The sequence below is a fragment of the Kouleothrix sp. genome, from assembly GCF_046328425.1.
Classification (GTDB): Bacteria; Chloroflexota; Chloroflexia; order Chloroflexales; family Roseiflexaceae; genus Kouleothrix.
The window spans coordinates 104,594-127,127 of sequence record NZ_JAXLWP010000006.1; the positions used below are offsets into that span (position 1 = coordinate 104,594).

Below are 22,534 nucleotides of genomic sequence, written 5' to 3' on the forward strand. Positions count from 1 at the left end.
CACACACCGAGCCGCCCCAACCGGGGCGGCTCGGTGTGTTGGTGCGGCTATACGGTGGGCTTGTGCCCGGTGACCTTGCAGTAGAACGAGTAGAGCGCGCTGCCGGTGTCGGTGGTGATAGCCGAGGCCGTGCCGCCCCAGCCGCTTGCGCTGGCCGCAGGCTGGCCGCCGGCCGGATCCACGGTAAACGTTGCCATCATGCCTGCGGTGATATGGTCGTTCACGTGGCAGTGGAACAGCCATGTGCCGGGGTTATCGGGCACCATATCCAGGATCTTCATGCTGCCCGGCAGCAGCTCGACCATATCGGTGCGCATGCCCATTGAAGCGCCGCCATTCATCAGCAGCGTATTGCCGTGCCAGTGCGGCGTATGCAGATCGACCTCGGTGCCCATGCCGATCACATACCAGCGCACGTGCTGGCCGACGCTCATTCGCAGGCCGGGCAGGTTGCCGTAGACATAGCCGTTGATCGAGTGCATGAGGTTGCTCTCGTGGAACTCCTCGTCGTCTTCGTTTACAGTATTGGGCGCGGCAACATGCTCGGCGATATTGTCTTGCAGGTAGAGCGACTGGTTTTCGTCGGATACCAGGAACATCGTCACAAACTCGCGGTCGACATCTTTGGGCGAGCCGTCGGGCTTGGCCTGGCCGCGCGCAGTGATGATCATGGGGCCGATCAGGCCGCTGTAGCTGTCGCCGACCTCGTCGGTGTGCGAGTGGTACATCCACAGCACCGAGCTGCCGTCGCCGGGGCCGGGGCCGGCGCGCTCGGGCACATCCCAGGTGTAGGTGTAGGTCTGGCCGGGCGGCACCGCGTCGTCGCCCTGGTCGGCCGGGCCGGTGCCATCGGCGTAGGGCGCGCCCTCGGCGTTTTTATGGTAGAACACGCCGTGGGGGTGAATGCTGGCCGGGTGCGGCGTGTTGTTTTTGAAATCGACGATAATCGTATCGCCGACCTCGGCGTGAATTGCCGGCCCGAGCGTGCCAAGGTGCTGCCACTCGGGCGGCACCGGCTTGAGCGTAGTGAATGTCGCGTCGGTGTACTCGCGGTAGAGCGCCTTACGATACACGCGCCCGACCCGGTTGGGGCCGGGCTGCACAAACACATTGGCGGCGTCGTCGAACGGCTGGCCGGTGATTAGGTTTTTGCCCGAGGGCGCGTAATCCCACTGGACAACATCGGCCGCAATGTAGTAGTGGCGTGTTTGCCCGGTGGTCGCATTACCGGGCGACACATTCCGGAATGCGAAGAAGCCGACGATTGCGATCAGCAAGCTGTAGCTGAGGAGCATGATAAGCCGTGCTCCGCTGAAAAACTCCCGAATTTTCCCCATTGTCCCACCCCTACCTTATCGACAGGCCGCTGCGGGAGGCCAGCCGTGCTGAAATCTGCACTCCTATCGTATCGAGACGCGCATACCCTGGGCAAGGTTTCTGCGCAGTGTTGCAATCCTGTTGCAATGGATTGATGAACTTCGCCGATTGTAGCATGCGGTATAAGGCAGAACAATGAAATTTATAACAGTCAAACTATATGTTCGTTTATCTGAAAATCGGCGTTAAAAATAGGTTTTCGCGTTATGGGTAGGTGGCTTGTTTTATTGATACACAGTGTATTAATTGCACATAAAATGACAGTAAAAACATCTCTGTGCCAAAGAAACAAGAAAGCCATACGGCGCGCAGTCAAGCGCCGTATGGCTGTGGCGTGGATATACTGATGAGCAGGGTGCGCGGGCTGCCTAGGCTGCGCAGCAATGGGCTGGCTACGAGCCGAGCAGCGGGGGCAAGAGCGCCAGCAGCACGATGCCAAGGCTTAGCATACCAGCGCCAAGCACCGCCGCTCGGCCGGGCGATGCTTTGGTTTCGTACAGGCGGATCATTTGCTCGACGCGGGTGCGTGGCGCCGAGCTGGGCAGTGCGAATGTGGTAGCGCCGATCATCGAGGGCAGCTTCACGTGGCTGCTGGCCCCGGCTACTTTCACCAGCGCGCGCGCCAGCGCCAGCGGCTGGTGCGTCATTGTGGCCGCGAGCATGTCGCAGTCTTCGTCTTGGCTTTCGAGCATCGAGTGCCAGGCGAGGTGGCTGCCGGGCAGGAACCAGAGCATATCGCGCAGCAGCCGCACCAGCCAGTTCCACAGAATATCGCGGCGCATCACGTGCGCCCACTCGTGGCAGAGCACCGTCACGGCCTCGTCCATAGTGAGCAGCTGGAGCAGCGTGCTCGCGATGTAGATCCGCGGCTGCAGAATGCCGGTGGTGAAGGCCAGCGGCACGTCGAAATCGCACACCAGTATTGGCGGCAGCGAGCGCCCGCCCATGTTTGTCGTGGCAAGCAGGTGTGAGAAGATCGGGCTGTATGTGCTGCTAGCTAGCGGCGTGGCGTGGGCCACGGCGCGATTGAGCTGGCGCGTGCCGAGCACGAAGCGCACGAGCGAAATCAGCGAGATGCTCGCGAGCAAAACGATCAGCAGCTCGCTCACCACCGGCGAGAGAAACGAGTCGATCGGGAGCCTTTCGATGAATTTGGCGTGGAAATGTGTCAGAACATAGCCAAGCGGGGTTTCGGGCGCCGGCCGGGCCATGAAGATCAGGTATGCCAGGGCTTCGGTGCCGAGCGGCAGCGCTATCGCCAGGGCATACAGCGCGACGCGTATGCGCGGGTGCCGGCCGAGGAAGTACTGGCTGTAGAGCGCGATGCTGCCCCAGGCCAGCATCGAAATAAATAGGGTGTAACCGAGGTGCGGATGGTATGGCTCGTAAGGTATGACGTCGGTGCCCATAGAACTCGGCCTCACTAGCCCTTAGCGGCATGGCTATATTGTATGTCGGCGTGCCGGTGTGGTTCGGTGTGGTTATGATTGGGCTTTCCTGGCCTCAGCCTCGTTGATCAGTTTAGTCAGCTCGTTCAGCTGCTCGGGGTCGGCCGACTGGATCTGGTCGAAGAATTGCGCATAGACCGGCGCGCCAAAGCCGGCGAATAGGCCATCGATGATCTCGCGGATCGCCGATTTGGTGTACTCATCGCGGTTCAGCTGCGCTTGGTAGATGTACTGGTTGCCGTCGAGCGCGCGTGCCAGCACCTGCTTTTTCACCAGGCGGTCGAGCACCGTTTTGGTGGCGCCGTACGAGATGCGCTGGCCCTGGTCGCGCAGCCCTTCGAAAATATCGCGCGCCGATGCCTCTTTGCGCTCCCAGATCAGTGTCATAATATCGGCCTCAAGCGAGCCAAAGAGCTTGCCCAGCCCCTGGCTGTGCGGCTTGAAGACCGAAACAATTTTTCGTTTCATTCCTCGCTCCTCTTTTTGCACCATACCTGCATTGGGCGGATGTTTGTGGCATAGGGCTGCCGCAGTTGGGCTTATGCATCAATACTACGCAATTCAACAGGGATGCTTGCCCACGCCTATTACTATTTCCTTACCGGTAGGGGTATTATAGCACGGCATATCGCGCGATTTCAATTCATGGCTTTGTAGAGCAAATAACACTTTTTTCATAGCCATTAAGACAGCTTGTATTAACCGCGAGAGTACCAGCGCGTCTGGAAGCCATTCGCAATTTGGTGGCACCGTGGCAGCTGCGCGTGTTGAAATAACAATGTTTTTAGGACTTACGCAGTTGGCGCTCATCCTTCGGCAGAGCGGTACTCTTCTCCGTATTGTGTGCGGTTTTCGCGCGGAGCGCGAAAAACCGCACACAGAAGATCAACACGTACCCTGCTGTCGCAGGCTCAATCCCCTGCCTTCGGGAAGCCGAATCACGCAAGTGTGTAACTCCTATGTTTTTATCTATGGCACAGGCCCTCGGCGCCGCGTAGCTGGCGTGATAGCGCATCGGCTGATCACCTGCTTCATCATGCAGTTAAGGGTGGCGAAGCCGCCCGCGGAAAGAAAGTGATCAGACGGAGCTGGTATGATTGACACTGGCCACCGGCCGGCTTATGATTCAGGCCCACGCGCGGGCTGGCCCGGCGCGACCTGAGGAGCGCGAATGATGCGGCGATTAGAAGCTCTTGCCCGGCGCTGGCCTGCCGTGCTGGCGGCCGCCGGGCTGCTGGCGGCACTGGGGCTGGGCTGGCTCACGCGCGCCGGCGCTGTGTCCTATGGGGCGCTGCTGCGCGCCGACGCGCTGAGCGCCTGGACGGCGCGCTGGCGCTGGCTGGGCTGCTGGCCAGCCTGGCGGCGAGCCGCGTGCCGGCGCGGCGCGCGCTGGCGCTGCTGCCGCTGCTGGCGAGTTACGCGCTCGCATCGACGCTGGGCATCGCGCTGGGCTTTTTGGCCGCTGCCGTGCTGCTGGCGCTGCCCGGGCGTGCCCAGCCGCGCCGCGCCTGGCTGGAAGCGGCGCCGCTCTTGCTGGCGGCACTGTGCCTGCTGGCCGGCTACGGAGCGCTGGCGCTGGGCGGCGCGGCGGTGTACGACGCGCGCCTGGCCGGGGCGGCGCTGAGCAGCCCGGCGTTTGGGCTGGTGCTGCTGGCGGCGCTGCTGCCGATCGGCGCACTGGCGCGCGCCGAGTATGCCACCGGCGCGGGGCTGCTCGCGCGCTGCCTCGCGCCGGCCTGGCTCTACCCGCTGGCGCGCCTATACAGCCTTGGCCCCTGGAACGCGGGCTGGTCGCTGGCGGCGCTGCTGCTTGGCGGCGCGCTGGCGTGCTGGTGTGCGCTGGCAGCGCTGTTCCGCGCCCAGCCGGCAGGCCGCGCATGGCCTGCCTGAGCGCCAGTGCGCTGGCTGCTGGCGCGCTGGCCGGGCTGGGCCTGGGAACGAATGCCGGCGCCGCGGCGGCCTGCTATGCCGCGCTCTGCTACCTGCTGCTGGTGGCCGGTCTGGCGCCACCCGCCTGGCTGGGGCGTGCCGCGCCGTTAGCACCAACCGAGCTTGGCACGTGGCTGCCATGGCTGTTTTCCAGCGCGTTTCCGTTCGCGGCGCCATTTGCCGCCGCCTGGATGCTGATCGGCGCGAGCATGGCCGGCGGCGCGGCACTGCTGGCCGGCGCGCTGTGGCTGGCCGCTTTGCTCGGCGGGCTGGTCGGCGCGCTGTGGGGCCCGCCCGCCGACGCGGCCGGCCTGCATAGGCCGGTAGCGCTCGCCAGCGCGCTTGTGGGCATTGGCGCGCCGCTGGTGCTGCGCGGCCCGATCGAGCCGGTGGTCGCGCAGCTTCAGGGCGGCCTTTCGCTGTATGGCGATGTCAATGTGTGGCCGTGGGTCGGGCTGGCAGCTGCCGATGCGGCGCACGTGCCCGTGGCCACCTGGCCGTCGATCGCGCTTGCGCTGCTGATGCTGGTGCTGTGCGCGCTGGTGTACACATGCGCGCGGCTCGGCACCAGCACGCCGGCTGTGCCCTCCGCCCCTGTTGCGGAAGCTGCGCCCGCTGGCTCCGGCGCGGCGCTGCGTACGCTGCGCGACGACGTGCCCTGGCTGGCGCTGGTGCTTGGCCCGGCCTCCGCGCCCGACGAGCTGACCCATGACGTTGAGTGAGCTGCTGACGCTGGTTGGCCTGGCCTGGTCGCGGCTGCTGCTGTTTCCCGGCGGCGCGGCGGCGCTCGCGGCTGCCTGGCTGGTGGCGCGGGCCAGGGCCGCGAGCCTGGCGAAGAGCGCCGCTGCAGCGCTCGCGGCCGGCGATATTGTGGCGCTGGCGCTGCCGTGGCTGGGGCTAGCGCTGCTGCCGCTGCCGTTCGCGCCGCCGATGGGCCGCAAGACCGACCTGGTGGTAGCGCTGGCGCTGCTGGAGTGGCCGCTGCTGCGGGGGATCAAGCCGGGCGCTGCGCGGCCGCGCCAGCGCGCGTGGCTGGCCGGCGCGCGCTGGCGGCCTGGCTGAATGGCCTGCCAGCGCTGCTGCTGGCGCTGGCGCTGGCCCAGGCTGCGGGCACGCTCGACATCGCGCCGCTGGCGCCGCCACCCTGCCGATGCCCTTTCGACCAGCAGGCGCTGCACTGGGGCGGGGCGCTGGGCCTGGCGCTGGCGCTGGCACCGCTGCTTGGCCGCGGCCCGTTTGGGCCTGGGCTGGGCCGCGCGCCGGGTGGCCTGGCGCTGCGGCTGCGCGAGGTCGGCCTGATCGCGCTGGCGAGCCTGCCCTGGCTCGGGCCATTCGGCGCGCTTCAGGAAGAAGGCCCGCTCGGCGCGCCGGCGATCGGCGCGTGCGTGCTGGCGCCTGCGCTGCTGCTGGCGCTGCTCTTGGCATGCGATCGGCTGGCGGCGGGCCATTCGCCGCGCCGCTGGGCCTGGGCGTATGTGGGGGTGGATGGGCTGCTGCTGGCGCTGCTGCTCTGGGCGGCCTACGCCGCGCTGCTACGGCAGCTCGCGTGACCGCGCAGGCTTTCATATGCTCTTCGCTTGATCACTTTAGAAGCTGTTTGAAAAGGGTGGTTTGGAGGGACTTTGTCCCTCTGGTTCCACTGCAGCGAGGTGGCGGCCACGAATGTGGCCGCCACCTACCAGAGAAGTGCGAGGGGCTGCCCTCGCGCACCTTTTCAAACAGGCTCTTAGGAGTTACGCAGTTGCGCTCTTCGGCTTCCTCACGGTACGCGATTGAGCCTGCGGCAGCATGGTACTTGTGCATCTTCTGTATGCGGTTTTCCACGCGGAGCGCGGAAAACCGCATACAATTCTGAAGGCCCATACAACAAGCGTTCAGCCGAATGTGGTATAAGCCTAGCGCTATTTGCTCTCGGTTGTATCTTCAGGGTAGGCGCCGACGCGCTTGGTATGAAGATATCGGGCCGGCCGCGGCCATTGGCGTCGGGCAGCACCCCGACGATCGTAAAGCCGCATTTCCGGTAGAACTCACGTAGGGGTGGCCGCGCAGATTGCGGATCGCCGCGATATGCGGCCATACGTCGGGGTATAGGTCGGCGCCGGCGAACTGGCCAGTGCGGTTAGTTTCGTCGTCGGTGCCGAGGAAGAGCGTCTGGATGCCGCGTGCCGCAGCCTGGCGCTCGAGGTCGGCGACAGCGCCCGGCCGATGCCGCGCCTGCAGATCGGGCGCACCTACCAGCGGATGCAGCTGAAGCACGTGGCCGCCATACTCTGGGATCCCGCCAACCCAGCCGGCAATCGCGCCGCCGGGCAGGCGCATCGCGGCGCGGCAGATCCGCCCTGGCGCGAGGGGCTTCGCGCACCTCGTCCAGCGCCGAGGCGTGGTCGGGCCAGGCGGCGGGCGCGGTGCTCGCGGAAGGCATCGACCAGCAGCGCGGCGGCTTGCGCGCTACTCCGGCCTGATCGTCGGAGTGTGGTCGTCAATCGGCAGCATGGCGCACCTCGTCGAGCTTTCGGGCTCTCTGGGCATGTTTCAAACGTACTTTGTGGTGGGCGCAGGGGGCAGATCGCTTTCCGCACAGGCCCTGCCCAACGCTCGCGGGTGCCGGGTGATGAAGCGCAAAACGCTTCGTCGCCCGGCACAAAAACTGTCTTCTTGGAGGATCGACGCCCCCAAAGCTCCCAAGCTTGTAAAGCTCAACTGTGGAGCGAGATGACGTCAAGCGGCACGTCGCCATCGCCGAGAAAGCGCGCGATCATCGCCGGGCGGTAGATGCCGCGATGGGTGACGATCGCGCTGATCTGCTCGGGCGCAATTTGTGTCGGCGGGCGCGCCTGCCAACTGCGCCGCGCCGAGCGGCGCAGACCCAGATCGGGCCGTCGGTGCTGAGGATATAGCACGGCAGGCCAGCACGGCGCGCCCGCCACCAGCTCGGCCGCGCCGGGCCCGGCCGCAACGCTGCCGTCGAGCGCCACCTGGGCTGCGGCAACCATGCACGCTGCATCCGTCGTGCTCGCCTCCGGCCTGCAGGCGGCACCAGCCGCGCCGCGGCAAGCCGCTCGGCTACGGCCAGCGTCATCGCGGGGCGACCTGAGCCGGCGTGCAGCGACGCTCAGGCGTACCTCGCCGCTGCCTTTGGTGGCCAGCAACCCGGCCCAGCGCCGGCCCGGCGTAGCCACCTGTCAGCAGGTGGTCGCCGTCGTCGAGCAGGCCGGCGGCCACGCCCTGGCGCTCGGCGGTGCGGTCGGCACAGCCAGCGCCGCGCCGACATATTCGGCCAGCGCGTGCCCGGCGTCTTCGCCCGCAGTCGCTGCGTCGGCGTGGGCCAGCGCCGGCTCGAGCAGCCCGGCCAGCCGGCGATCGGCGGGGCGGGCCTGGCGCAACCACTCGCCGGCCTGGATGATCGCGGCGCGGCGCGCCTCCAGGCCGATCAGCCCAGGCGCGCCGCGGCGCCGGCCCGTAGCCGGCCAGAAACGCGGCCACAGCGCTGTCGGCCACTAGCTCGCCGGCCAGCGCGCGCGCCCGAGCTGCTCGGCAGTGGCGAAGCTGGCCCACTCCAGGCGCCCCGGCAGCTCGCGCCGGTCGAGGCGCCGCCAGGCCATGCGCGGTGTCGTAGCGCAGCATGCCGGTGTAGCGTAAAATCGCTGGCTGTTCCACAAACGTTCGCTTTCTGATGCCAAGATCGCTTTGCATACTGCCTCGCGTTCGGGCGGCGCGGCGCTCCGAGCCCAGGGGTAGCACAGCGGCAACCAGCGCCGCCGCCACAGAGCCGATCGCCAGGCTGATCTGCATGTCGCGTACCGCGATCTGCTGTAGCGCCAGCCGCGCGGCGCGCAGATCGCCAGGGCGGCCCCTAGAGCCCGCGCGCAGCGCGCCGCCCGGCACGCCTGCGCGAGCAGCGGCGTTGGCGCACCAGCAGCAGCGCGCTACCGATCGCGCGCGCCACCAGGGCCAGGCCAGCGCGCCCGTACCCCAGCGTTGCGGCCAGGCTCGCCGGCCACGCGGCCGGCCAGGCGCGCGCCGCGAGCTCAAGCCGGGGCATGGTCGCGATCGGCTGCATCGTGCAGCGCCGCGTACACGACGCAGTGCGCAATCGCGCGGAAGCGGCCCCAGTCGCGCCACGACCCGCCGATCTCGGCGTCGGTATAGTCCGGGCAGGCGCGCCAGCGTCGGCCTGGGCCGTCAGCAGGGGCCAGGAAGCCCGAAAGCCGGCGATCCGCTCGGCCGGGTCGTTCCACGGCCAGCACGCCGCCGATCTCGTCGAGCAGAAACGCGAAGGTGGCGAACCGGCGCGGCGCCGCGCCGGCATGGCGTACTCGATCACCGCGAGAAACCGGCGCACCGCCACCTCGAGCCCGGTTTCTTCGGCCACCTCGCGCAGCGCGCCTGGGCGATCTGCTCGCCGTGGTGCACGCCGCCGGTAAGCAGCCGGAACGCCTCGGCGAGGTGGGAATGCCCTGCGCGCGCTGATCAGCGTGCCGTCAGTTCGCCGCACCGCATGCACCTCGCCATAGCGATCGTCCATGGTCAGCGGGTCGAATGGCGCGCCCGCCAGCGTGGCCTCGACGCGCCTCGGCGCCCCGTAGCGCGCGGCCAGCGCGGCGATCTCGGTTTCGATCTGGTCGGAAAGCATCGCTTCACCTACTTTTACTGTTGCGCTTCGCGCTCATTGCTCGCTCATATTTGCGCCGCCGCACGGGCGCTGCCAGGGCGAGCTGAGCGTGTAGCCATGCTTTGCTGAAGCGGGATGATCAGGTAGCCAGGGCATAGTCTTGCCCCCCTCGACTATGGAGAGGGCAAGAAGGCGGGTTATCCATACGGCTTTGGTGTACCCTAGGTAGTCGGCGACAGTGCATAGGGAAGGGTTGTGAGCTCGTTTGGTGTAACTTCTGTGTATTTGCTCAGATGGCCACAGAAGCTCTAATAGCTGATGCGGAAAGTCGTTGTAGTACTCTTAATAGGGGCATCGCCTAGAAAGTTAAGCTTGAAGCACGTATTAATCGGAACGTAGAAAGAGAGCGTTACGAGCTGCCCTGCCGCCGTCACATGCTGGTAACCAGTAGACCATGGCAGCTCCCCTCCATAACAATTCACAGCCTTAACCTTATACCCGCCCGTAGTGCTGACAGCCCGGTAGCGGATTTGATTGTATGGAGGCGAAACATCGTGCGCGCCAGTGGTACGAAACACCTGGTTGAATGTGCGCGATCCAAAGGCTCCACCTGGCATTGTGAATGTATAAGTGCTCGTGGCAGCATGAGATGCCTTTGGCGATAAGCCAATAGCCGACGTTAGCACCACACAAACCGCGAGAAGGAACAGAAGGTGCGATCGGCTTATCCGAAGAGCGTAATTCATGGGTTTTCCTTTCATGTGTGCCATTTTAGGCACAGCTTGTTCAGCACTCATCCTCTAGAGGATGAATGTTGCAAACGGAATTAGATAATCGTTATGAGTATGACGTGTGGAGCCAATAGTTGCACTACTGCTATTTAGTACAACTAATGGTTGGACGAGAAGCGTGCATTCCGGCGATAACGTGGTGGTTTAAGTGCTCTTTGTCCGCCTTTCAAGGCTTAAGCGATGAATTATCGGCGATAATAACTCACCTCCTTTCAGCTATGTGGGATAACCTATCAATGTCTGCCTTCGTGGTAAATGTATCACATAGCTTAGGATTCGCGCATCAGGTGTTTCCCTAAATCCTCTAGCGAAATCAAGCCCTGCTGAATCGCCCGAAGCGCTGCCTGAGTGCGGCTTGTGACGTGAAGTTTGGCAAAGATACAAGTCAGACGATACTCGACCGTTTTTTCGGCAATCCTGAGCCGATCTGCAATGGCTCGATTACTTAAACCAGACGCTACCATCGTAAGCACATCGTGCTCGCGTGCGGTCAGGCGATCATGAGGATGTGATCTGAGGTTGAGCGGTCTTTCTTCTCTCTGCATTGAGCATGCCTCCCCAGTGGCCCAAACTCCATTGTTTGAGCCACCAGACGTAACTTCACAACAACGGCCTCAGCCCTCGGCAGCAGGTTGCGCTTCACGCAGCGATGCTGGCGCTTCGTAGTTCAGGCTCATCTCCTCAATTCGATTGGCTGGCAGCTCGGCGAGGAATTCCAGCACAACACTATTGGTCCATCCGAAGCCGACTACGTTGTACAGATAGCCAAACGTGGTGTGGCTACCGATCGACTGGTTGCTCAGGTCGTATTTTTCATAGATTGTGCCGTGGGCAAGGAAGCTCTTGATGACGAGCGAGACGAACTTGCTCGCAATCCGGTTCGCGTCCTCTTCGGCGCCGTATCGTCGCAATCCCTTGACGGCGATCATCTGAAGCGGTGCCCATCCGAAAGGCGCATCCCACTGGCATCCGCTCGTGGTGGTGCTGGTCAGCAGCCCACCCGGTGCCTCGAAGAGCTGCAGGTTCGCTACCACACGCTGTGCCTGTGATTCAGTAGCTATGCCAGCCCATAGCGGGTAGAAGGTCGTCAAGAAAGGGTACACACGCCGCGTACCATGGGTAAAGTTATAGTCGAAATACAATCCTGCATCCTCGTCCCACATGTACTGATTGATCGCTACTGCGCGCCGTGCAGCGCGTTCCTCCCACTCCGCTACCGCCGGGCGATGCCCCAAGCTATCGTGAATCGTGGCGAGGTCTCGCTCCATCAAAAACAGCAGTGTGTTGAGACACACTGGGTTCATGTCGATAACCCCAAGATTGAGGCTTCCAAAGCGATCGGATGGGTCGAAACCCGACTCGCGCATTGAACGGTCGGCGACATAGAAGAGCGGTGTCAGGCAATCTTGGGTGGCATCATAGAAGCGATCCGGCTCATAGCCATAGTCGTAGGGCGGGGCCGTGTGGGCGCGAAAGAATGCCTGCACGCGATCATAGTGCGTGCGTCCATGGGCATCACGCTCATCCGCAAGCGCTTCGGGAGCAGGGCCGAAACCATGATCATAGTAGCGCGACAGGCCGGTCGCAGGGGTATAGTGGGGCTCTGCCATCCAAAACTGGTAATACTGCTCAATAATTGGCACGGCGCTGCCGAGCCAGTCGGCGTCCTGGGTTTGCTGAAAAACTGCCAAGATCATGCCGGTGAGCAGCGGCGGATGTGAGCGTGTTAAGTAGTAGCTGCGGTTGGCGTTGAGAATCATGCCGTAGTGCGTAATCTGGTAAAGGAAGTTATCAACCATCTTTCTGGCTAACACAAGCTCGCCATCGCGTAGCAGGCCAAGCACGATCCAGTAAGAATCCCATCCGTATTGCTCGTTGAATCGCCCACCAGGCACCACATAGTCGTGCGGCAGGTAGAGTAGGCCATGCTCGGTGAGTGTGCTCAGATCCGCGGGTAGCTGGCGCAGGTCGATCTGCTCAAACTCGTCTCGTTTCATCTGCGCGATCAGCAGATTCCTCACAGCCTCCAGATTTTCTTTTGCAGACACGTACACTGGCCAGCGGTGATACTGTTTGCCAAGTTTGGGATCGATCGCCGCCGATAGTAGCTGGCGGTTGCCGCGCTCAAGTTGCCGCCATCCTTCTCGGATATACTGGCGTACGCGGTCAACTGCCTGCTCATGTGTGCTCATACCATCCTCCTTGAAAGATATGCAGATATTGCTGCGTAAGAGAAGCTGCGAATGCTCTATCAGCCTATCATGACAAGGAGCGATTAGGGAACGCAATACGAACGCAATCACGTGCCTGAAAGGAGCGCTTTTGCACTACTTGAGGATGCGTGTAATACCAAATTCGCTTGATTACTGACACTTTGGTGGGGTTTGGGGGCGGCGAAGCCGCCAAATTTCTTATTGTGTTGCACGACGTGGCGAAGCCACGTCGTGCAACACAATCGATACGTGTTCAATCGAACAGCGTGTAACACAATAAAGCGCTTGAGAGAAAGAACGCAAAAGAAACGCAACCGCCAAAGAGTTCTTGATTCCTAGAACTAGGCGATTATAATGGGTCTATCCATGTTTTTACCCGAGCAGGCTTCAAGGCACGTGTGGTCGACCTTTCTTGGAAGGTTGGTTTCCTCGATCGAACTTGATGCGTACAGGATACGATAACCCAGAGAATAGGCGAGTGAAAACTCTATAGTGCAGCGGAGGAAGGCCATGGAGAGTGGTGCAGATGATGGTGGTAATGGCGGCCTCCACACGGTTCACTTCGATCAGGCGAATCAACGGATTCGACTTGATGATGGCGGATGGCTTGATATCTCGCCGTCACAAACGAAACTCATTGCCAAATTATTGGAAGAACCAGTGCGGCTTCGAACGAAAGAAGAATTAACACAAGCCGTAAATGGGCATGTGATCATGCGCGATAAAACCGTAGATAATCACTTTTTCCACCTTAAAGAGAGGATCGATAAAGCCTACCCTGAGCTCGCTGGAACAGATACATTAATGTTCTGGAAGAATAAACCACGAGCTGGTTATATCCTTAGACCCGGATGGAAGTCTATGCCTGTTTTTGATGACTTTATCACTGATATTCTAACCGAGCATCTTAATCGAAGCCTGGCTGAAATATACTGGCGTATCAGGCAGCGGCCCGACATTAATATTCGCTCAACCTATGAAAAGCTTCAAAAGCTGGCAAAAGTCTGCCAGATGCTCATTATTCCAGATAATCTTGATGAGGCACGATGGAATTGGGTGAACTTTATCGTCAGGACGGCAATATACTTGAATGACCATGGCGTATTGCTAGATAAAAGGGAGTTTGTTGAATTGGCGCGCCAATTTGAGGAAATATATCACAGATGGCGCGGCGACCTCTGGGTCGCTGAATGGCGTGCTTTGTACCTGGAAATGATCGAGGATTTCGCAGGGGCTGGTCAGGCGTCCGAACAGGTTATTGCTCATGGCCTCAAGCACAGCTACCCAGTGGGCCTGCTCGCAGCACTGTATTCCCGTGCTGCCCAATGTTATGAGCAAGCACATGAAGGACGCAAAGCTGCTGAGTTTTTCATGAAGGCCGCCGAGATATTCGGCCGCGACGGGAGGGTTAGCCACAAAGCCCTAGAGTACTATCACAAAGCCACACGGCTCTATCCAGAGCTACTTACGGCCCAAGTAGCAGGCCAGATAACTCGGCTTCGCTGCGCTTTGGAGGCAATCAGCGCGACACATCGAGGTGTTGTTGCTATTGTCAGCAATAACTTTGACGATGATGTCGCGGATTTTCTCGTAGACCCGCTGTTTAAAGCAGGAATACAGTCCTGCTTTAAAGCATCTTCCGACGTTGAAGATCTGGCAGATCTATCTATGTATGACGCTATTGTTGTTGTCGGCAGTATTAAGGCGCGCGATACGGATTATCATGTCTATAAATACTTCTATACGATTAGCTCACAAGAAACGGGAATGACATGCCAAAATATCGATATTCATGCACTGCACCACTGTGAGACGTGGTATACCAATATTTTGGGCAAACCTACATACGTGCTCGCGGGCCTTTCTCGCGAGGATACCTGTAAAGCAGTGATGCATTTTGCCGATGGTGAGCTACTTGCCCAGCTTGGAACGAATAGTACTAAATTCGCTTGATTACTGACACTTTGGTGGGGGTTTGGGGGCGGTGAAGCCGCCCCCAAATTTATTATTGTGTTGCCCGACGGGGCGTCCCACGTCGTTCAACACAATCTATACGTGATCAAGCGAATAGCGTATCAGACGGGGTCTGACACCGCATGAAAACAATAATCTGCGGAGCGCTGCGCGTGCGGCGGCTGCACCAGCAGCGGAGAAGAGCTTAGCGGCGCCCGGGGTGGCGTATATCGGCGTCGCGCACGATCTCGAGCAGCAGCAGCACCAACATCACCACGTCGGCGCCGGCGACCCACCAGGCGATGCGGGGCGGCGCTGGCGACAGCAGGAAGAACGCGGCGAGCGCCACCAGGCCCGAGCCGACAAACAGCGCGATATTGACGGCGAGCTGCAGGATTTTGCGCCACAGGCGCCCCGGCTCGATCTGCGGCGTGAGCTCCCAGCCGAAGAATTGCGCATCCGGCGCTTGCGTGGCCGCGCGAAGGTTGCGCAGCAGCGCGCTGCGGATGTAGCGCCCGATCGACGAGATTTTGCGATCGTTGTTGAGGTATGTCCAGCCGAGCACGGCGCCCGCCAGCGGCAGCAGCAGCAGCGCGTAGATGTTGGATGGGCTGGCCAGGGCGAACGAGAGCAGGCCGCCGGTGGCCACCAGCGTGGCATAGATCAGGTTGTCGCGGAAGCCAATGCGCGCGATCTGCTCGTCCTTGAGCTTTTCGTACTCGCGCAGGTAGGCGTCGACCACCAGTGAGCGCGTGTCGTCGGGCATCGGCTATTCCTGTGTGCTGCAGGCAGAGGCAGCGCTGCGATGCGGTTGGGGGTATCTTCCTCGGGCAGCGGCGCCTATCATTGTTTTTGATGTTAGGGCTTACGCAGCCTGCTTCAAACGCCCGCTGCAATCGGCGCGAGGCGCTGACGCAAAGTATACAAACGGGTATCGATTTGTCAATTGGGCGCTGCAAAATTGCCTCAAAACTCCCCGTTACTTTTTCGGCCGCCGCGCGACTGTATCAGCGTATTCGCGATACACAACGGTTGTCCGGTTCGTAATAAAAGGAGATATATCAATGCAGCCCCGAACCAAGCCTGCTACGTCATTCGCTCGCGCAGCGCGGGCGCGGATCATTACAGCCCTCGCGCTGGCCACGCTGGCGCTCGCGGCATATGGCCAGACCGCCCACGCTGCTGTTGCCAATGTCGACCAAGGCTCGATCCACACGCTTGCTACGGCCGAGCCAACCGAGGCCGCTACGGCCGAGCCGACGGTCGAGCCAACCGAGGCCGCCACGCCCGAGCCGACCGAGGCGGCCACGCCCGAGCCGACCGAGGTGATCAGCACGACGCCCGAGCGCGAGGTGGAGTTTGCCGGCAAGGTGCTGGCGTTCAGCTCAAGCTCGATCACGATTGGCGCGCGCAGCGCGGCGATCGGGCCGAACACCGAGATCAACGGCCAGATCGTGGTAGGCGCGGTTGCGAAGGTGCACGCCCAGCTCGCCGCCGACGGCACGCTCGTCGCTCGCGAGGTGTCGCTGGTGACGGCGGCGCCCGCCGATGGCGGCAACGACGGCACCGCCGACGACCACGGCGGCGACAAGGGCAGCGAGCACCACGACGGCACCGCCGACGACCACGGTGGCGACAAGGGCAAAGACAGCGGCGGCGAGCACCACGACGGCACCACCGACGACCACGGCGGCGACAAGGGCGGCGAGCACAGCGGCGGCGGCGACCACGGCGGCGACAAGGGCGGCGAGCACAGCGGCGGTGGCGACCACAGCGGCGGTGGCAAACACGACGGCCATAAGTAAGGCTGCCAAACCGTTCGATGGTACAATGGAAAAGCGACCAGGGTTTGCCCGCCCTGGTCGCTGTTCGCCACCACATTATAGCCAAGAGCAGAGGCAGTGAAACTGTAGGGTAAACATGGAGCGCATCACGATGGCTGATTGTTCTTTGCTCTACGCTCAATTGCCCTGCGCTCTGCTTTAGCATTGCCGAAAGATCGCGAACGTGCAGGATGAAGTTGCGCTGCTGCAGCGCGCACGCCAATATGATACCGACGCGCTGGCCCAGATCCACGACACCTACTACGGGCCGCTGTTTCGCTACATCGCTTTTCGCGTGAGCGACCGCGACACCGCCGAGGATCTCACGAGCGAGGTGTTCGCTCGCTTCCTCGGCGCGCTTCGCCAGCGCAACCCGCCCGAGACCACCCTGCGTGGCTGGCTGTACGCAGTAGCGGCGAACGTCGTCAGCGACCATATGCGCAAGCGCTACCGCGCACCGCAGGTCGACCTCGACGAGGCGCTTGTCAGCCGCGACGACGGCCCGGCCGAGCTGGCGGAGGCGGCTATGACGCGCGCCGATTTGCGCCAGGCGCTGACGCACCTGACCGAAGAGCAGCAGCACGTGATTGCGCTGCGCTTTGGCCGCGAGCTGCCCATTCAAGAAGTCGCGCGGACGATCGGCAAAACCGAAGGTGCTGTGAAACAATTGCAGGCACGTGCGATCGCCGCGTTAGCGCGCAAGCTCATGCCAGGGACGGTGGAATGATGGACGCGCAGCTCGAGATAAAACTGATCGAGTGCCTGAGCTTGCTCGAAGATGGCGAGCCGATCGAGCGCGTGCTGTCGCGCTTCCCCGACGATGCGTATGCACTGCGCCCGCTGCTCGAGACCGCGCGCATGCTGCCGAGCCTGCGCCGCGAGCCCTCCGAGGCGGCGCGCCAGGCGTCGCGGCGGGCATTCTTGAACGAGGCCGCGCGGCTGCGCGAGGCTGCGCCGCGCCGCTGGGGCTGGTTCTCGCCGCGCCTCGCCGCGACATTCGCCACTGTGGTGCTGGTGTTTCTGCTGATGGGCGGGGTGGTTGCGGCCGCCCAGAGCGCGCTCCCCGACGACGCGCTCTACCCGGTGAAGCGCGCGCTTGAAGAAACGCGCCTGGCGCTGACGCCGCCCAGCGATCGCGCGACGCTTGCGACGAGCTTTAGCCAGCGCCGCCGCGACGAGATCGGCCGCCTGCTGGCTGCTCAGCGCGCCGCGAGTGTCGCCTTCGAGGGCAAGATCGAGTCGATCGCCCCCGGCCGCTGGCAGGTCGCTGGCCTGCCGGTGCAGGTTGGCCCAGCCACCGATATCAAGGGAGCGCCGTCTGTCGGCGCGCGGGCGCAGGTCGCCGGCCATACCGCTGCCGGGCAGCTATTCGCCGATACGATCACCGTCGAGGCCGGCGGCGCGCCCGCGCCAACCGCAGCGCCTACGGCCAGCGCGACGCCCAGCGCAACGCCAAGCCCATCGCCCAGCGCGACCGCGCGGCCGTCGGCTACGGCCACACCGCTGGCGACGGCGACAAACCTGCCTACGCGCACGCCGGCACCCGCCATTGCGCCGGCCGCGCCAACCGCGCGGCCCACGCGCGCGCCCCAGCCCACGCGCGCACCCGAGGCCGAACCTACGCGCGCACCCGAGGCCGAGCCAACCGAGGCGCCCCAGCCGACAGAGGCCGCCGACGCCGAGGTCGAGTTCGAGGGTGTGGTCGAGGCGATCGGCGGCGCCTGGCGTATTGGCGGCCAGAGCGTGGCGATCGACGCGGCCACCGAGATCCGCGGCCAGATCAATGTCGGCGACACAGTCCGCGTGCGCGCGCTGCGGCGCCCCGATGGCCAGCTGGTCGCCCGGCGCATCGAGCTGCGCAGCGGCGGCGGCGACAACAGTGGCGGCGGCGGTGGCGGTGACGACCACGGGGGTGGCGGCGGTGGCGGCGATGGTGGCGGCGACCACGGGGGTGGCGGCGGTGGCGGCGATGGTGGCGGCGACAACAGCGGCGGCGGCGGTGGTGGCGGCGACAGTGGCGGTGGAGGTGGGGGCGGCGACCACGGCGGCGGGGGCAGCGGCGACCACGGCGGCGAAAGCAAGCCGATCCGCCAAGAGTCGCGGGCGCAGCGGCAGGCTATGCCAGCTACGCACGCCAACGCGCGACTCCTCACAGCTCCTCGATAGCCAGGAGCAGCGTTACTGATCCTGCGGAGTGATACCAAATTCGCTTGATTACTGACACTTTGGCGGGGGTTTGGGGGCGGCTTCGCCGCCCATTCTGATTGTGTTGCCCTAAGTGGCGAAGCCACGTCGTGCAACACAATCTAACGTGATCAGGCGAACAGCGTATGACCCCCGAGCGCATCAGGAAGGCCGATTGCTCTACGCCCCGCGCTCAATCGCTGTGCGCGTGGCTATAGCGCCGCGCTAGACATTGACGCTGGCTGCGTCGCCGGGCGCCGCGCCCACACGCAGCGCCGCGACAGTCTGGCGCGCCCCGGCTCCCAGAAAGCCCATGTCGCTATTGCACGTCAGCATGGTCATGCCGCGCGCGCCCCAGCCCGCCACCTCGGCCGCGTCGTGGGTGTGGATGCCCGAGGCCACGCCGTGCCGGCGCGCCGCGTCGACGACCTGCTGAATTGCCCCCTCGACTTCCGGCGCGCGCGTGTCGTCCTCGCCGAGCGAGATCGTCAGGTCGAACGGGCCGATCAGCGCCACATCAACCCCTGGCACGCTGAGCAGCTGGTCGATATCGTCGACCGCGCGCTTGCGCTCGATCTGCAGAATCACCAGCATGTGCTCGTTCATATGCGCCACCAGCTCCTGCGGGCGCGCGCCGCCGTAGTCGGTATGGCCACGCGTGCCCGACGCGCCGCGCACGCCGGCCGGCGGGTACTTCATGAAGCTCACGAACTGCTCAACCTGGGCGCGCGTCTCGACGCGGGGCAGCATCACGCCCATCGCTCCGGCGTCGAGCACGCGCGCCACCAGGTGGTAGGCCAGGTCGGGCACGCGCACCAGCGGCACGATCCCGGCCAGCCGCGCCACCTTGATCATGTCGGCGACGACCGCCAGCTCGAAGGTGCCGTGCTCCATGTCGATGAACACAAAGTCGAACCCGGCGTTGGCCAGCAGCCACACCACCCCCGGCGAGCCGACCTCGCTGATCATTGTGCCGACGACCTGCTCGCCGCGGCGTAGCGCCTGCTTGACCCGATTAGGCTGTAGCATGTTTTTTCCTTCCGGCTGTTGTGGCTGGCTGGCAACCGCGCCTGCTCGGCAGGGCAGGCGCGGCGACGCCTCACCATTTTCCTTTGCGGCATTGCAATCGGCTGGCCGGCTACTGCGGGCCGGCCACGCGGTGGCGCCCCCACACCTGCGGGTTTACTAGCTCGGTCGGGCGCTCGCCGCGCAGCGCCAGCGCCACCTGCTGGCACGCCATCACCTGCATCTTCAGCACGCCGGCTGTGGTATACGAGGCGATGTGCGGCGTGCAGACGGTATTCGGCAGGCTGAACAGCGGGTGATCGGCGGCGGCAGGCTCGCTCTCGTACACGTCGAGGCCGGCGCCGGCCAGGTGGCCGTCGCGCAGCGCGCTCACCAGCGCGTCTTCGTCCACCACCGCGCCGCGCGCCACGTTGATCAGGTAGCTGCCTGGGCGCATGCGCGCCAGCGCCGCCGCGTCGATCAGCCGGTAGGTTTCGGGGATCGCCGGGCAGTGCAGCGATACTACGTCGGCCGAGGCCAGCAGATCCTCGAGCGAGGCGGTTGGCGTTACGCCCAGGGCCGCGGCGCGCCCGGCGGCGATGTAGGGGTCGAAGGCAAGCACGCGCATGCCCAGCGCGCGCGCGATCTCGGCCACGCGCCCGCCGATGCGCCCCAGCCCCACCAGGCCGAGCGTGGCGCCCAGCAGCTCGAGGCCGGGCGTGGGCATCTGCCACTGCCCCGCGCGCAGGCTGCGGTCGCTCGTGGCCACGCGCTTGGTCAGGCTGAGCAGCAGCGCAATGGCGTGCTGCGCGGTCGACTCGGTGGGGCCGTCGGGCGTGTTCACCACCAGCACGCCGCGCTCGGTCGCCGCCGCCAGGTCGATCCGGTCGACGCCGATGCCGGTGCGCGCCAGCACGCGCACGCGCGGCCCGATCTGGTCGAGCGTGGCCCCGTCGATCAGCGTCACGCCGTCGAGGATCAGCGCGTCGAAGCTGGCTGCTGCAGCCAGCCAGCCCGCGTCGTGGGCCGAGCCGGCCTGCACGTCGGCGATAGGCGCCAGCTCGGCCAGCGCCTCGGGCGCGAACGCCGCGTGCGCCCATACCCGGTATGGTTGCATTGCTTGTTCCTCCATGTGGCTTCACACTCCAGAAATGCCGTTGGGCAGCAGGTGCATGGTCTCAGCGCCGGCAAAATAAGGGCTTGCGCAGTCGGCGTGCTCGGCAGAGCGGTACTATACTTTATGGCCCTGACTAATTACACGGCTTGAACATCGGGCGCCTCGGATGCTTCGATGGTTGAAGCGCTCAGGGTGTAGGCTCGGATAGCGGCGTTGGGGTGTGCGCGAACTCGTCGAACGTCTGTGTCGGCGTTGGGGTGTGCGCGAACTCGTCGAACATTGTTGGCAAGGTTGGCGTTGCCGCGATAGCGTCGGGCTGGGCCGCTGATTCGGGCCGACTTCCGCAGCGCTGATTGAAGGGGCACAGCTGCAATCCCAGGTCGTAGCGCAACGTAGCGCCGCCGATACCGCCAGTATTGACAACGTAGGCATAGTACCAGCCATCCTGCTTTGGCACAAAGTAGACTGCGGAGTCCAGGCTCGGTGGGTCGGTGATATTGTCATTGAAGTCGAGCACCGACTTCATATCGCTATCGACAATATACAGAAGAGTATCAACACCGGTGACGCCCAGCGGCGACTTCTGGCTGTATGGGCGCGTGTCGGTGTAGAGGTAGTAGGTATTCACGCCTTTTGCGAAGAACCGAACCCAATCGCGATCGTTGTCGGGGCAGAAGGCGTGCTCGGTTTGAATTTCGTTTGATTTGATCAGGACTGCCTGTTCAGCGCTGTCGTCTGGCTCATAGCGATCGGCGCACGCCAACGGTGCTATGGTCGGGCTGCCAATTGGCTGAGACGACGGCGCACCTATGGCCGAAGCTGTGGCCGGGGCGGCAGCTGAGGGCGCTGTTTGGGCAGTGAGGCTTGCCAAACGCTCGCGCTGTATCACCAGCAGCGTAACCACCAGTACGATCATCGCGAGACCGATGCCGCCAATCAGCGCGAGCCGTGCAGGCCGCTGCGGCTGAGGGAAGGGTGCAATTGGCGGAGGATCGGGTATTGCGCGGTCGTAGAGCTGATCGGGCACGTCGACGCCTTTGTGCCGCAGCTCTTGCTTGATGCGCTCGATCTCCAGGCGCGCCTCCTGGATGCCCTCAAGGGTTTCGAATGAAGCCGCGCTGCCCTGCCGCGCCTGCTGCCGAAGCTCGTAGGCAAGGCGGCGGCGGTAGGTGTCGAGCAATTGCTTGAGCTGCGCGACGGCTTCGGTATCAGACATCAACAGCCTCGTATACCAGCTGCACTCATACGCCCATGCGCTCGAGAAATGCCGCGCACCACTCGGCGGGCCATTGCCCGAGCGGCTGCTCGGGGCCGTGCGAGTCCGATCCGGCGGTGACGAGCAGGTGGTGGCGCCGGGCCAGCTGGCGGTAGAACGCGCGCTGCTCGTCGCTGTGGGCTGGGTAGAATGCCTCCAGGCCGTCGAGCCCGGCCTCGGCCATCGCGGCGATGTCGGCGGTGGTGGCGGGGATGGCGTAGATGCCTTTCGAGCGGCCGGGGTGGGCCAGCACCGCCACGCCGCCCACGCGGTGCGCCGCCGCGATCACCTCGTCGACGCCGAGCGGGCGGTAGCCGCCAGGCAGCTGGGTGAGGATGTAGCGCATGCCGGCGGCCTCGTCGTCGTCGCCGGGCTGGCGGCCGGGCAGCTTGTTCTGGCGTGCCAGCGCGGCGCCCACGTCGGCAACGTTTGGCGGGCGGCCCAACTCGCCCAGGCCGCTCAGCGCGAAGCCGCGGCCGGCCAGCTCGCCGCGCAGCGCGGCGGCGTCGGCGGCGTTACGCGCGAATACCGCCTCGCACAGCGCTAGCAGCTCGGGCGCCTCGGGCGGCGCGCCGTAGATCAGCGTGTGCCACAGCTTGCCGCCAAAGCCGCTGTCGATCTCGACGCCGGGCACCACGCCGACGCCGTAGCGCGCGCCGGCCTCGAGCAGGGCGCGCACCCCGGCAGTGCTGTTGTGGTCGGTCGCGGCGATCGCGCGCATGCCCAGCCCGGCGGCGTGCCGGGCCAGCGCGGCCGGCTCCCAGCGCGAGTGGTGCGGTGTGGCCGTGGTGTGGATCTGCAAGTCGACGATCATGGCTCGGTGTATG

22 protein-coding genes are annotated in these 22,534 nt (G+C 64.0%); 8 read left to right on the forward strand and 14 right to left on the reverse strand.

The genetic code is table 11. The features are described from left to right. Nucleotides 1-47: 47 nt before the first annotated feature. From U0177_RS06620 to U0177_RS06630, 3 genes are all read right to left on the reverse strand, one after another. Entirely contained in the window at nucleotides 48-1,295 is a 1,248-nt protein-coding gene (locus U0177_RS06620) for a multicopper oxidase domain-containing protein (RefSeq protein WP_409569814.1), read from the reverse strand. Nucleotides 1,296-1,769: 474 nt separating this feature from the next. Beyond that, a complete protein-coding gene (locus tag U0177_RS06625; RefSeq protein ID WP_409569815.1) occupies nucleotides 1,770-2,786 on the reverse strand; it encodes a M56 family metallopeptidase in 1,017 nt (338 codons plus the stop codon). A gap of 72 nt (nucleotides 2,787-2,858) precedes the next feature. Then, complete coding sequence (locus U0177_RS06630; RefSeq protein WP_409569816.1) at nucleotides 2,859-3,293, reverse strand: BlaI/MecI/CopY family transcriptional regulator; 435 nt, start codon at nucleotides 3,291-3,293, stop codon at nucleotides 2,859-2,861. 903 nt (nucleotides 3,294-4,196) lie between these two features. On the opposite strand from U0177_RS06630, the gene U0177_RS06635 reads away from it, so the two are divergent. From U0177_RS06635 to U0177_RS06650, 4 genes are read left to right on the forward strand one after another with little or no spacing between them, the layout of a single operon-like run. Next, nucleotides 4,197-4,715, forward strand: a complete 519-nt coding sequence (locus U0177_RS06635) for a hypothetical protein (protein WP_409569817.1) — start codon at nucleotides 4,197-4,199, stop codon at nucleotides 4,713-4,715. Continuing rightward, nucleotides 4,703-5,476, forward strand: a complete 774-nt coding sequence (locus tag U0177_RS06640; RefSeq protein WP_409569818.1) for a hypothetical protein — start codon at nucleotides 4,703-4,705, stop codon at nucleotides 5,474-5,476. The genes U0177_RS06635 and U0177_RS06640 overlap by 13 nt, the downstream gene beginning before the upstream one ends. Next, nucleotides 5,463-5,816, forward strand: coding sequence for a hypothetical protein (locus U0177_RS06645; protein ID WP_409569819.1), 354 nt, complete (start codon nucleotides 5,463-5,465; stop codon nucleotides 5,814-5,816). The genes U0177_RS06640 and U0177_RS06645 overlap by 14 nt, the downstream gene beginning before the upstream one ends. After that, nucleotides 5,783-6,304: a hypothetical protein gene (locus U0177_RS06650; protein WP_409569820.1), complete on the forward strand. Its 522-nt coding sequence runs from the start codon at nucleotides 5,783-5,785 to the stop codon at nucleotides 6,302-6,304. Before U0177_RS06645 ends, U0177_RS06650 begins: the two co-directional genes overlap by 34 nt. A 373-nt stretch (nucleotides 6,305-6,677) precedes the next feature. On the opposite strand, the gene U0177_RS06655 is transcribed toward U0177_RS06650, so the two are convergent. The 6 genes from U0177_RS06655 to U0177_RS06680 form a co-directional block, all read right to left on the reverse strand. Further along, nucleotides 6,678-7,073 (reverse strand): hypothetical protein, encoded by a 396-nt coding sequence (locus U0177_RS06655; RefSeq protein WP_409569821.1) that lies wholly within the window; start codon nucleotides 7,071-7,073, stop codon nucleotides 6,678-6,680. Between the two features lie 377 nt (nucleotides 7,074-7,450). Then, a complete protein-coding gene (locus U0177_RS06660; protein WP_409569822.1) occupies nucleotides 7,451-7,747 on the reverse strand; it encodes a hypothetical protein in 297 nt (98 codons plus the stop codon). A 189-nt stretch (nucleotides 7,748-7,936) separates the two neighbouring features. Continuing rightward, nucleotides 7,937-8,137 carry a hypothetical protein gene (locus U0177_RS06665; protein WP_409569823.1) on the reverse strand — a complete coding sequence of 67 codons (201 nt, stop codon included), beginning with the start codon at nucleotides 8,135-8,137 and terminating at the stop codon, nucleotides 7,937-7,939. Nucleotides 8,138-8,607: 470 nt separating this feature from the next. Beyond that, complete coding sequence (locus tag U0177_RS06670) at nucleotides 8,608-9,387, reverse strand: hypothetical protein (RefSeq protein ID WP_409569824.1); 780 nt, start codon at nucleotides 9,385-9,387, stop codon at nucleotides 8,608-8,610. Nucleotides 9,388-10,426: 1,039 nt separating this feature from the next. Next, entirely contained in the window at nucleotides 10,427-10,702 is a 276-nt protein-coding gene (locus U0177_RS06675; RefSeq protein ID WP_409569825.1) for a response regulator transcription factor, read from the reverse strand. A gap of 69 nt (nucleotides 10,703-10,771) precedes the next feature. Next, on the reverse strand, nucleotides 10,772-12,349 hold the full coding sequence (locus U0177_RS06680; RefSeq protein ID WP_409569826.1) for a trehalase family glycosidase: 1,578 nt from the start codon (nucleotides 12,347-12,349) through the stop codon (nucleotides 10,772-10,774). A 531-nt stretch (nucleotides 12,350-12,880) separates the two neighbouring features. Between U0177_RS06680 and U0177_RS06685 the strand changes: the two genes are divergently transcribed. Next, a complete protein-coding gene (locus U0177_RS06685; protein WP_409569827.1) occupies nucleotides 12,881-14,323 on the forward strand; it encodes a hypothetical protein in 1,443 nt (480 codons plus the stop codon). Between the two features lie 205 nt (nucleotides 14,324-14,528). Here the strand turns inward: U0177_RS06685 and U0177_RS06690 are convergent, their stop codons facing one another. Then, complete coding sequence (locus tag U0177_RS06690) at nucleotides 14,529-15,089, reverse strand: hypothetical protein (RefSeq protein ID WP_409569828.1); 561 nt, start codon at nucleotides 15,087-15,089, stop codon at nucleotides 14,529-14,531. Nucleotides 15,090-15,387: 298 nt separating this feature from the next. Here U0177_RS06690 and U0177_RS06695 point away from each other — a divergent pair, with 298 nt between their 5' ends. From U0177_RS06695 to U0177_RS06705, 3 genes are all read left to right on the forward strand, one after another. Then, the gene (locus tag U0177_RS06695) at nucleotides 15,388-16,128 is read left to right on the forward strand and encodes a DUF5666 domain-containing protein (RefSeq protein WP_409569829.1); all 741 of its coding nucleotides are present in this window, start codon (nucleotides 15,388-15,390) and stop codon (nucleotides 16,126-16,128) included. Nucleotides 16,129-16,330: 202 nt separating this feature from the next. Beyond that, complete coding sequence (locus U0177_RS06700) at nucleotides 16,331-16,873, forward strand: ECF subfamily RNA polymerase sigma factor, BldN family (RefSeq protein WP_409569830.1); 543 nt, start codon at nucleotides 16,331-16,333, stop codon at nucleotides 16,871-16,873. Further along, entirely contained in the window at nucleotides 16,870-18,312 is a 1,443-nt protein-coding gene (locus tag U0177_RS06705) for a DUF5666 domain-containing protein (RefSeq protein ID WP_409569831.1), read from the forward strand. The genes U0177_RS06700 and U0177_RS06705 overlap by 4 nt, the downstream gene beginning before the upstream one ends. A gap of 243 nt (nucleotides 18,313-18,555) precedes the next feature. Here U0177_RS06705 and U0177_RS06710 read toward each other — a convergent pair whose 3' ends face one another. From U0177_RS06710 to U0177_RS06725, 4 genes are all read right to left on the reverse strand, one after another. After that, nucleotides 18,556-19,359 carry an HpcH/HpaI aldolase family protein gene (locus tag U0177_RS06710; protein ID WP_409569832.1) on the reverse strand — a complete coding sequence of 268 codons (804 nt, stop codon included), beginning with the start codon at nucleotides 19,357-19,359 and terminating at the stop codon, nucleotides 18,556-18,558. A gap of 109 nt (nucleotides 19,360-19,468) precedes the next feature. Then, nucleotides 19,469-20,452, reverse strand: a complete 984-nt coding sequence (locus tag U0177_RS06715; RefSeq protein WP_409569833.1) for a hydroxyacid dehydrogenase — start codon at nucleotides 20,450-20,452, stop codon at nucleotides 19,469-19,471. Nucleotides 20,453-20,639: 187 nt separating this feature from the next. Beyond that, nucleotides 20,640-21,668 (reverse strand): hypothetical protein, encoded by a 1,029-nt coding sequence (locus U0177_RS06720; protein ID WP_409569834.1) that lies wholly within the window; start codon nucleotides 21,666-21,668, stop codon nucleotides 20,640-20,642. Between the two features lie 25 nt (nucleotides 21,669-21,693). Continuing rightward, the gene (locus tag U0177_RS06725) at nucleotides 21,694-22,521 is read right to left on the reverse strand and encodes a PHP domain-containing protein (protein WP_409569835.1); all 828 of its coding nucleotides are present in this window, start codon (nucleotides 22,519-22,521) and stop codon (nucleotides 21,694-21,696) included. Nucleotides 22,522-22,534 lie beyond the last annotated feature (13 nt).